This is a genomic window from Microbispora rosea (genome assembly GCF_900156315.1).
Classification (GTDB): domain Bacteria; phylum Actinomycetota; class Actinomycetes; order Streptosporangiales; family Streptosporangiaceae; genus Microbispora; species Microbispora rosea.
This window is the reverse complement of record NZ_FTNI01000018.1, coordinates 177,842-188,628: the sequence shown is the minus strand read 5'-3', so window position 1 is coordinate 188,628 and position 10,787 is coordinate 177,842. Positions and strand designations below refer to the sequence as shown.

The window sequence follows — 10,787 nt, the reverse complement described above, 5'->3', positions numbered from 1 at the left end:
TAGCCCTCGGTCGCCAGGATCTGGTAGTCGTGGTTGCCCAGGGACATGCCGGCGCGGGCCCAGGCGTCGAAGTGGTTGCCGACGGTGATGGTGCCGCCGGTCCTCTTCTGCTGACGGACGCTCCAGTACTGGTTGAAGGTCTGGTTGCCGTCGATGGAAGGCGCGTTGTAACGCGTCGTCTGGTAGATGTCGTAGGTGCCGCCGTCGGAGGTCACGGTGCCCTTGAAGGTGCCCGTGGGCCGGTAGGTGCCCCAGTTCTCGACGATGTAGTACTCCACCAGCGGGCTCCGCGTCCACCCGTACAGCGCCAGGTAGGCGTTGCCCGAGGGGTTGAAGCTGCCCGAGTAGGTCACGGTCCGGCGCGCGCCGGGGTTCCAGCCCTTGCCGGCGACGAAGTTGCCGGTGTTGCGCCAGGAGGTGCTGTAGTTTCCGCCGGACCCCAGGTCCATGGAGACCGTGCCCTGGCTGTCGGTCCAGAACGAGTAGAAGTATCCGTTGTTGGTGCCGGTCTGGTTCGTGGTGACGGCGGCGTGGGCGACGCCGGGCAGCAGCGCCACGGCCGCGGCCAGCGCCACGGCGCAGACCCGGGCTATGAACAGCCGCACACCGCCGCGCCCGCGGCTTCTCATCCGGACGGGAAGGTGATTCATGTACGCGCTTCCTCCTCAACGGGCCGACGGCGGCCGGACTACGTGATGCCGGCGGCCGTGGTGACGGCCACCGCGCGCCGCGGCGGAGGTTGGCCGGTCGTCGCGGCCGCCGGCCTGAGGACCATGTCGCGGTTTTCGATCCGGATCGACAGTGGTCGAGGCCCTTCGTGCGGGCGAAATTATCGGACAGACGGCGAAAGTGTCGGGCTGAACCTGCGGAGCTGTCAACGAGGCGCGTAAAGCCGCTTCCGGCCAGAGCGTCGTTTCGACGGATCGGTCCTGGTCAGGGGCGATCGCCGGTGCGGCGGGCGCCTGCGGAGGCGATGAAAGTTACGTGAAATCCGCCGGGCATGACCCGCGGAGACCGCCGACATGCCCTTGATATAAAAGCTTCGCGCCTCGCGAGATCTCCGATGTTTCCGGAGGCCGTTGACCACTCCGAACGATAGGAGCCCGATACTTTCACCACTGTAACGATAGTTTTCTAGGGATCATGCCCTCCATGGAGACTCTATGCGGTGGCGTCGAGGGCCAACGGCAGTCCGCACGGCCCGAACAGGCCGGCGTCGAGGAAAGCGACGACCCGGGCGACACCGGCGGCGGTGAGGGTGAGGACCTGAAGGGCGTGCGCGCGGTACACGCCGTCGCCGTCGCGAGAGTAGGACCCGAACGCCGGCTGCCCGTTCACGCTCGTCGGGATCATCCGCTGCTCCCCCGCGGCCAGGATCCTGGCCGCGAGGAACCGGAGGACCGTCTCCCTCCCCGCAAACCACGTGGGGATCGGCGGCATCTCCCAGACCGCGTCGTCGGTCAGCACCCCCGCCAACACGCCGACGTCGGCTGTCTCGAACGCGGCGGCGTACCGGTCGAGCAGCGCCCGACGGGCCGGGTCGGCCGGTTCCGCGATCCCGTCCTGGGTGGGGGCGATCTGGCTCAGCTGGGCCCGGGCGCGCTGCAAAGCACTGTTGACCGCGGCGGTCGTGGTGCCGAGCAGGCCGGCGACCTCGCTTGCCCGCCAGGCCAGCACGTCGCGCAGGATCAGCACCGCCCGCTGCCGGCCGGACAGGTGCTGCAACGCCGCGATGAACCCGAGCCGCATGGTCTGCCTCGCCTCGACGACGGCGGCCGGATCGGCCGGGGCCGCGCCGAACAGCGCGTCGGGGGCGGGCTGCAGCCACGGCACCTCCGCCGCCCCGGGGCGCGGCGGCTCGTCCGGGTGATCGCTCGGGCCACCCAGGCCGGACGGCAGCGGGCGCCGGCCGTTGCCCTCCAGCGCCTTGAGACACGCCCGGGTCGCGATCCGGTACAGCCAGGTGCGCATCGAGGAGCGCCCTTCGAAGCGGGCGTAGCCGCGCCATGCCTGCAGGTAGATCTCCTGGAGCACGTCCTCGGCGTCGTGGATCGACCCGAGCATGCGGTAGCAGTATGCCAGCAGCTCGCGCCGGAACGGCTCGCTCCGCCGGACGAACTCCTCGTCGGGCGTGCCGGTCACCGTGGGCGCCGTCCGCGTCATCGTCCGATCACTCATCCCATCGGCCAGAACATCGTGGCCATCGCCGCAGCCATGAGAGCGTGCGCCACATGGGAGATCCTTTCCGCGGCGCCCGGCGCCGCCCCACCTGAGCCGGGTCGCACTCCACGGATCAGGAACCACGCCGCCGTGCCCACGAGCACGAGGACGAGCATCCACCTGAGTGTGAGGGACTCGATCATTCCAGGACTCCCGTGTTCGAGACGGACGGGTGACGCCCCCTGGCGAGGCGTCACCCGAGATGCCGTCGGCGTCTGTTCAGTGATGGTGGGCGTGGTGGGAATGGTCCGCCCCGCCGTCGTACGTGTCGTGGTAAGGGAACTCGCTGATGTGGCGCCGCCGGCCCAGGGGGGTCAGGTCGAGGTAGTGGTAGGTGCTCAGCATGACCTCCGCGCCCCGGCCGTACGTCGAGTAGGTGTGGAAGACGCTGTCCTCGTCGCGAACGAAGACGCTGATGCCCTGGGCGTCACCGTGTACCGCGTACCCCAGGCCCTCCCGCTCCAGGGTCGCCTTGTCCTTGTAGTTGTACTCCACCGGCGCGACGGCCTCGTCGTTGGTGACGTGGAAGTCGTAGTTGAAGTCGCTCCCGGCCGAGGAGTACCACGGGATGGCCCAGCCCATCCGCGCCTTCCACCTTTCGATCTTGGCCAGGGGTACGCGGGAGACGAGCGCGAATGTCGTGTCACTGGCGTGCAGGTGCTCCAGTCGGCCCACGTTGTCGACCGCGAACGAGCAGCTCGGGCAGCCGTCCTCCCAGTCCTCGTTCCACATGAAGTGGTACAGGAGGAGCTGACGGCGGCCCTCGAAAAGGTCGACCAGGCGGGCCATGCCGGCCGGGCCTTCGAAGATGTACTCCTTGTCCATCCTGACCATCGGCAGCTCCTGACGCCGCGCGGTGACGGCGTCCTGCGCCCGCATGGCGTCCTTCTCCTGCTCCAGTAGCTTCAGGCGCGCCGCCAGCCACTCGTCTCGTGACGCCGTCCGTGGGAGGGTCATCCTCTTCTCCTTCTGCTTCGTACGGGTCATGACCGGAACAGGCGGTAGGAGCCGACCAGCGTGGCGCCGGCACTGACCGGCGGGACGGCCATGCGACCGGCCGCGCCGTGCTGGAACTCGGCGAACGTCGCCGACCGCCGGAGCGGGTTGTCGTCCCCCTCGATCAGGGCGACGTGCACGAAGCCGACGCCGTCGGCCAGGCGGAACGCCCCGTAGCGCAGCCCCTCCGGGGCCGTCTCGTTCAGCTCGCGGAACACGCGCTCCACCAGCCGCTGGTTCTCCCCCGCCGCGTCGGCGCGTGTCTCGTAACGCACCACGACTATCTCGCTCATCTGGTCGGCACTCCTATCCGCCTCAAGTCACATCGGAAGCGGCCGCACCGTTCTTCGGCCGTCTACAGGTACAGAGGCGCCGTTGCGAGGAAATTCATCGGGCGGACGCGAATGATGGCGATCCGCCGGCCGTTCCCATTCGCGGAGAAATGCAGGCGCAGGGCGGCGACGCGACCGATCTCGGTCAGACTGCCGTCGATCCTGGTGAGCGGCGACCGTCATGGTGTCGGTCGGGGCCGGAATCGAGGCTCTGGACGGCGTCGAGGACCCGCCGGCGCGTCTCGGGAGGCCTACGTCCGGTTCCGCTGAGAGCCTTCGACAGGATTCCCGTACTGACACCGGCCAGTGCGGCGCCGTCGCCCAGCGTCGCCCTCGCCTTCATGATCGTACGATCCGGCTCCGACCCACGCAATCCTTTGCTCTCCGTTTCTACTGCGGCCATGGTCCGCAGCTTTCCTACTTGGGCAATCGTGTTCGGGAGAAAACTCATCGGGCTAACAGCCTTGACGGCCAGACGAGTTCATCGTACGTTTCCGGCTCGGAAAACCTTTGCGCACAGTTGCCCAGCCAGAGTTGTGCGCGCCACGTCATCGTGACCGCTGCACAGGCACCGACCTGGGAATCCCATGTCCCGCGAGTCTTACCGCCTCCCCTGACCGGGGCGGTCGAGGGCCGCGGCCATAGCTACCCGGCCAGTGCTCGTGGACGCGGCCCCCGCCGGCGGGCGTCGAGCCATCCTCGTCGCCGGCCGGCACCCCTCGCGGTCCACTCCGCGGACACCCCCCGACCACTCCCCAGGAGAGACGCAGTGAAGACGACCAAACCCAGAGCCGGGCAGGCCGCCGCCCTGCTCACCTCGCTCGCCCTCACCGCGGCCGGCGCGACCCTCGCCGCCGCTCCCGCCCACGCCGCCGCGAGTGCCTCGACCACCCTGGTGGTCAACGCCAACCAGCCCTTCCGTCCGGTGACGCATGTGGCCAGCGGCTCGCTGTACGGCCTGGCGGACGCGTCGACGCCGGCGGACAACCTCGCCCAGGCCATCAAGCCGAACACCTTCGTCCAGAAGCCTCAGGGCGGCAAGCAGCAGCCGACCGGTGACATCCTGACCGTCGCCCCGAAGGCGGCCAGGGCCGGTGCGAAGGTCGTGAACCGGCTGTCCGATGTCTACGCGGGCTGGCCGTACCAGTTCAGCTGGAGCAACTGGTTCAGCCTGGTCGACCAGCAGATCGCGCAGACCAAGGCGTCCGGCATCACCAACCTGGCCGCCTACGAGCTGTGGAACGAGTCGGACAACACCTGGAACTCGTCCAACGGCACGTACGAGGACTTCTGGACCAGGACCTACCGCGAGGTGCGGGCCAAGGACCCGACGACCCCGATCCAGGGGCCGAGCTTCTCGGACAACATCAGCGACATGGACAACTTCCTGAGGAACGCGGTCGCGACCAACACCGTTCCGGACATCATCGCCTGGCACGAGCTGATCAGGTCTTCGAAGATCGCCGGTGACATCGCGACGGTCGTCAACCTCGAGAAGAAGTACGGCATCAGCCCGCGTCCGATCGCCATCGAGGAGTACGCCGCCCCGTCCGAGGTCGGCATCCCCGGCGCCCTGGTCGGTTACATCGCCAAGTTCGAGCGGCTGGGCGTCCACGACGCCGAACTGGCGTTCTGGAACCAGTCGGGCACGCTCGGCGACCTGCTCACCGGCCGGGGCGGCTCGCCCAACGGCGCGTACTGGCTCTACAAGTGGTACGCCGACATGAGCGGCAACATGGTGACGACGACCCCGCCCGCGCAGACCGGCATCGACGGCGCCGCGGCGATGAACAGCGCGGGCAACCAGCTCAGCGTCATCCTCGGAGGCGGCTCCGGCGACAGCGCCGTCGCGATCAACGGGCTCGGCTCCTTCGGCGGGACCGTCCATGTGAAGGTCGAGTACACCCCCTCGCGCGGGCGTACCGTGGCCGTCTCCGGGCCCAGCACGCTGGCCGAGTCCGACTACACCGTGAACAACGGCTCCGTCACCGTGCCCATCCCGGCGATGAACGCCACCTACGGATACCACGTGGTCGTCACTCCGGGCAGCGGCGGCGGCAACCCCGGAACCTCGCTGGCCGGGACCTACCAGATCAAGAACGTGAACAGCGGCCTCGCCCTGGACACGCAGAACTCCGGCACCAACCAGGGCACCCTGGTCGACCAGGCCACTCCCTCGTCCAGCACCACCCAGACCTGGACCCTCGTCGACAGCGGCTCCGGCCTCTACAAGATCGTCAACAGGGCGAGCGGGCTGCTGCTCGGCATCACCAACATGAGCACCAGCAACGGCGGGACGGCCCTGATCTGGGGCGACAACGGCACCTCCGACCACCTGTGGTCGTTCATCCCGGACGGGAGCGGCCACTACAAGATCCGCAACTACAACAGCAATCTGCTGCTCGGCGTCAACGGCATGAGCACGTCCTCCGGCGCCCAGGTCCTCCAGTGGGAGGACAACGGCACCGCCGACCACCTCTGGACCCTCACGGCCCGTTAGTTCCCGGCCGAATTCATCCCCGTCGGCCGAACCCGGTCGACGGGGAGCACTCTGCACCTGGCAGCACCCTGCCCGGCGGGAACGGCCCTTCGAATCGTGTGAGGTCCGGGCCGGCCCGCCGGTCAGACGATCGGGGGACGGCCCGCGAGGGTGAGCCGTGCCACGGTGGTCCAGGACATGGGGCGGCGCTGCCCGTGCCCGCCCTTCAGTCCCTCGCGCAGCCCCCGGAACCAGACGGCGAGGTTCGCCCGGGAACGGATCCTGGCGATGCTGACCACCGTCCAGACGGCCAGGTAGACGGGGATGAGCGGGGCGGGCAGCCGCCGGTAGGCGAGCCACACCCTGTTGCGGGCGACGAGACGGTAGAAGGAGGCGTGCCTGGCGGGGTCGGTGGCGGGATGGTGGATGACAACGTCCGGCGCGTAGTAGCCGGTGCGTCCGAGGTCCCACAGCCGCCAGCACAGGTCGATGCCCTCGTGGAAGAGGAAGAAATGTCCCGGCCAGCCACCGGCCTGCTCGTAGTCGGCGCGGCGGATCAGGACGACGCCCTCGGCCATGACGGTGATGGTGCCGGGCCGGGTGGCGGTGCCGGCCCGCAGGCGGGGCACCCATCGGCGCAGCGTCACACCGGTGTCGGGGTCGGCGATGCGCGGCTGGATGTAGGCGGCCGCAGGGTGGCGGCGGGCTACGGCGACGAGCCGGGCGAGGGTGTCCGGCGTGGGCAGGACGGCATCGTTGTCGAGGAAGAAGACGAACTCGCCGGCGTCCGGCCCGGCGAAGGCGTCGGCGCCGACGTTCCGCCCAGCGGGGATGCCCTCGTTGACGGGAAGGGCCACCGCATCGACCCCGTCCGGCACGTCGTCGGGCTCCACGCCGTTGCCGACGACGACCACCCGAAGATCGACCTCTTGCTGAGCGAGGAGGGAGACCATCGCCCGCCGGAACGGCTCGGGCCGGTCGTTCATGGTGAGCACCACCACGTCGACGGTGGCCTCGGCGCTGGTCATCGTGTCGTGCCTCCCGGATGGGTGTGGCGCTGGCCGTGTCGTCGACGAGGACGAGCGTGGAATGCGTCATGCGCCGTTCCCGTCGCGTTAACCCGCCCAACCCTAGTGGTCGCCATCTGCGCCTTCGGGCCGAATACAAGGGAGACGAGGCCGCTCGGCCTCCTGATGCGTCCCGCCGTTCCCCACCTCATGCAGGGCGGTCACGATCCGCCGTGGCGGGGTCCTTCCGGGGAACTGTCCGAGGTGTGGTGGTCGTGCGGATTGATCGGGTGCAGAGGGCTGCGCCGACGGCGACGACCTCGGCGATCGCGCAGGCGCCGAACGCCGCCTGCAGGTCGAAGTGCTCGACCATGACACCGAAGACGGTGTAGGAGACGGGCACCAGCCCCAGGGCCGAGAAACTGACCAGTGCCATGACGCGCCCCAGATAGGCATGGTCGGTGTTGGCCTGGACGACTCCGAGGAGCAGTGCGCTCGCGGGTCCTGCGGTGAACCCGAGTGCGGCGGCGGTGACGGCCGTGAGCGGAAGGCCGGGCACGAACGGCAGGAGCGCGATGCAGGCGGCGCCTGCGGCGACCCAGCGCAGTCCCGCGACGGCGGGTTTGCGGGGTGACGGAAGAGCCACTTGAAGTAGAGCACCGGCGACGGCTCCGATGCCGAACCCGCTGATGACGAGGCTGAAGCCGGTCGCGTTCCACCCACGGTTTCCGGCCAGCAGCGCCACGCCGACGTTGAGGGGCGCGGCGACGACGAGATTCAGGGTGGTGACGACCAGCAGGATCGGGCCGAGGACGGGTGTGGTGGCGACGTAGCGCAGTCCGGTCCACAGGGAGGCGAACAGGTTCTCCGGTCCGTGGGGGTTGACCGGCTCACCCGCCTGCGGTCGTACGGGGAACCGCAGGGAGCGCAACGACAGCAGCGCGGCGGTGAACAGCGCGGCGTTGGCGGCGGCGGCCAGGCCAGGGCCGCCGGTGGCGACGAGAATCCCCCCGAGCGGAGCCCCGAGCACCGTGGCCGTTCGTTCCAGGGTCTGGACGAGTCCCTGACCGGCGGGCAGTTGGTGCGGCTGCAGCAACGAGGGTGGCAGCGCCGCGGCGGCGGGCATGTGAGCGGCGTCCAGGGCGCCGAACAGCAGTGCCACCCCGATCAGCAACCAGAGGTGCGGTGTCGACGTCGTCACCACCGCGACGGCGAAGGTGAGCATGAGGGTGGCGCGTAGCGTCTGGCTCGCCAGGGTCACGCGCAGAGGCCCGTAGCGGTCGGCGACCGTCCCTCCGAGCAGGATCAGCACCGCTCGGGGAACGGACGCGGCTGTCATGATCAGTGCTGTCTGCCGCGGGTCCCCCATGCGGGCCGCCGCCCAGCCCAAGGCGATGAACCAGATCTGATCGCCCACCAGCGACATGCCGAACCCGGTGAGATAACGGCCGAAGCCCGGTGAGCGCAACACCCCCGTCGACCGATCAGCCCGCTGCCGTTCGGAACGCCATGGAAGAAGAGGAAAGGGCCGGGGTAATCGTCGTCGTGGCCTGCTGACGTCGGGCATGGCGGTGTCCCTGGGGGGAGGGATGGCTTGGGCCGCCGGGGCGTCCGGCCCATCGTGCGATCAAGTGCGATCACGGCGTCGAGTTCCTTGCCGAACTCGCGCGGCTCTTCGGGGAATGTGCACAGAGGAATTTGTGCGTATTCCATGGCGCGCTCTCAGCGTGCATCCGCCCTTCTGCGTGACGTTGGCGTAGCCATACCGGTTGTACTCCGCCTTGGGGCAGACAACCAGGCGCGGGCTGGTCTCGCTGACGATGTCGCAGATCGCCGAACGCGCCGGCGGGTCCCGCGGGCCGTTAAGGGTCGGCATCCCCGACGCCATCGGACGGGACCGCATCCTGCCGGGCGACACCCGAAAAGCCACGCTTTGCGAAACATCGTCCTCCCGCGGGACCGCGGCCGTGTGTCCAGGTCCGGCCATCGAATCGCCGGCTCATTGTTCCCCGCGTGCGGCCGACGTATGTTGCGGTTCCTGCGGCAACCCGGCCCCCGACAGGGAGACGATTCATGGGAATGTGCACTGTGGCGGTGACATCTCGCTTCGCCGGAGGGACCAACCCGATGCCGCCGCCGCCGAAGGGCGACCCCACGGCGGAGGAGGTGTTCAAGCACTGGCTCGACTGGGTCAACACGCACGGCATCACCGACCTGGCCGCGCAGTGCGCCCGCAACCGCGCCACGCAGGTGGCTTTCCAGCGCGGCAAGGTGGCAAGCGGACGATCGACATGGGGCAACGGCTCGTGTTTCGCCGTCGTGGAGGTCCTCAGAAGACAGGGAGACCGGCTGGAGGTCGCCAACGCCGCCGGATGGAGCCAGAGCGAGTCTCTGGAGGAGGGCAAGGTCCACGCCGAGCGCAACGCCATCGGCATGGCGTACGACATCCTCCGCACCGGCGTCATCGCGGTGACCCGCGTGTACGTCGAACTCGCCCCGTGCACCAGGAGAGCGATGAGGCAGCAGGACACATGCGCGGAATGGCTGGGCACCATCGCACCCAACGCGACGGTCATGTACACCCACGAGTATCCCGGCGGGATCGGGGGCTGGAAGGACCTGAACGTCACGATGGCCCGCGAGCAGGACCTTTACGCATTCGCCACCACCTTCGCCAACCCCGGCCGCACCGAACTCTCGACGGACGGCCTCTACGTGACCTGGCGCGCCGACACGAATTCGGCACCGGCGTACCACCAGACGGCCAGGTACCTGATGACCACGCTCGAGGGCACCACGAGTCCGGTGGTCCCGGGAATCGCGGGCGCGCGCGTCGACGGCACCTGACACCGGGGCGTGGCCGTCGGCCGTCGCCGTGCCCCTCACCGTCCTCGACGAGGAGCGCATGACCAGGCCGGAGACGTGATCGTGTGGTGAAGACCCACTCGGTTGAAGAGAGCTTCCACCGGAGAGAAGGAAACCACCTCAGCCCACGTCAGCCGTGCTTGGCGGGTGTGCGACTACTCGCTGTAGCCTCCTGGCCATGACGACGATCAACGGGGGGACGCTCCTGGAGCTGGTTCGCAACCGGCCTCTGCTCGCGGCGGAGCTCCTCGGAGACGCTCTCGGCGTCGGCGACGAAGAGCCGCCCGACGGCGGAGCATTCCTGCGGCGGTTCCCCCGCCTGGAACTCACGAGCACGGACGAGCCCGCTCTCACCGTCCGCTACCGCGAGATCGTGGCCGGCGCGCGCCGGGCCCGTGCCCACCAGGCGGAAGCCGTGTTCGAGGGATTGATCGCGTTCCTGCGTGCCCGCATCGCCGAGGGGCTGGACCAGGCACGCAGGGCCGTGGACGCCGGGGAGCCCGACACGCACAAGGCGGAGCGGGACCTGGGCGCCAAGCGGGACCGCGTGAATCTCCTGGAGTCCGTGCTCGTCGACGAGCTCTACCTGGCGATCGAGGAGCACGCTCAGGCGGAGCTTCTGCTGAGGCTGGAAGCATCGGCGTACAACTGGCACGCCGACTACCAGGACGCCTGGCGTCCCTGAGCGACGGCCGACCTCGCCGGAAGCCCACCTGCCCAGGCGGGGCAGCGGCGCCCGCAGGATCGACGAGGTGCAGCACGTGTAGTCGTGTAGTCGTGATGGCGCGGTCCGCCTGATGCGACCCGCCGCCACTGTTCGGGCGGCTCGGCGCACGGGGGCCGGCCCGTCGGAGTCCGGGCCGGCCCTGCCTGATGGGTGGATGTGCG

General features: G+C 69.2%; 10 protein-coding genes. 3 read left to right on the top strand and 7 right to left on the bottom strand.

What is annotated here, in order from left to right; translation table 11 throughout:
• The 5 genes from BXA11_RS24580 to BXA11_RS24560 form a co-directional block, all read right to left on the bottom strand.
• Nucleotides 1–650, bottom strand: a 650-nt coding sequence (locus BXA11_RS24580) for a glycoside hydrolase family 11 protein (protein ID WP_167769273.1), incomplete at its 3' end; no start/stop codon positions are given.
• A gap of 511 nt (nt 651–1,161) precedes the next feature.
• Nucleotides 1,162–2,163, bottom strand: a complete 1,002-nt coding sequence (locus tag BXA11_RS24575) for a sigma-70 family RNA polymerase sigma factor (RefSeq protein ID WP_239105127.1) — start codon at nt 2,161–2,163, stop codon at nt 1,162–1,164.
• A gap of 11 nt (nt 2,164–2,174) precedes the next feature.
• Nucleotides 2,175–2,363, bottom strand: coding sequence for a hypothetical protein (locus BXA11_RS24570; RefSeq protein ID WP_076438221.1), 189 nt, complete (start codon nt 2,361–2,363; stop codon nt 2,175–2,177).
• A 76-nt stretch (nt 2,364–2,439) separates the two neighbouring features.
• Entirely contained in the window at nt 2,440–3,177 is a 738-nt protein-coding gene (locus BXA11_RS24565) for a DUF899 domain-containing protein (protein WP_076438220.1), read from the bottom strand.
• A gap of 26 nt (nt 3,178–3,203) precedes the next feature.
• Nucleotides 3,204–3,509, bottom strand: coding sequence for a hypothetical protein (locus BXA11_RS24560; RefSeq protein WP_143734494.1), 306 nt, complete (start codon nt 3,507–3,509; stop codon nt 3,204–3,206).
• An 808-nt stretch (nt 3,510–4,317) separates the two neighbouring features.
• On the opposite strand from BXA11_RS24560, the gene BXA11_RS24555 reads away from it, so the two are divergent.
• The gene (locus BXA11_RS24555) at nt 4,318–6,048 is read left to right on the top strand and encodes an RICIN domain-containing protein (RefSeq protein ID WP_083744553.1); all 1,731 of its coding nucleotides are present in this window, start codon (nt 4,318–4,320) and stop codon (nt 6,046–6,048) included.
• A gap of 122 nt (nt 6,049–6,170) precedes the next feature.
• Here the strand turns inward: BXA11_RS24555 and BXA11_RS24550 are convergent, their stop codons facing one another.
• The gene (locus BXA11_RS24550) at nt 6,171–7,055 is read right to left on the bottom strand and encodes a glycosyltransferase family 2 protein (RefSeq protein ID WP_076438218.1); all 885 of its coding nucleotides are present in this window, start codon (nt 7,053–7,055) and stop codon (nt 6,171–6,173) included.
• A 187-nt stretch (nt 7,056–7,242) separates the two neighbouring features.
• Nucleotides 7,243–8,505 (bottom strand): MFS transporter, encoded by a 1,263-nt coding sequence (locus BXA11_RS24545; RefSeq protein WP_076438217.1) that lies wholly within the window; start codon nt 8,503–8,505, stop codon nt 7,243–7,245.
• Between the two features lie 602 nt (nt 8,506–9,107).
• On the opposite strand from BXA11_RS24545, the gene BXA11_RS24540 reads away from it, so the two are divergent.
• Both BXA11_RS24540 and BXA11_RS24535 read left to right on the top strand, forming a co-directional pair.
• Nucleotides 9,108–9,881 carry a hypothetical protein gene (locus BXA11_RS24540; RefSeq protein ID WP_143734493.1) on the top strand — a complete coding sequence of 258 codons (774 nt, stop codon included), beginning with the start codon at nt 9,108–9,110 and terminating at the stop codon, nt 9,879–9,881.
• Nucleotides 9,882–10,077: 196 nt separating this feature from the next.
• Nucleotides 10,078–10,584, top strand: coding sequence for a hypothetical protein (locus BXA11_RS24535; RefSeq protein ID WP_076438214.1), 507 nt, complete (start codon nt 10,078–10,080; stop codon nt 10,582–10,584).
• The last annotated feature ends 203 nt before the right edge of the window (nt 10,585–10,787 follow it).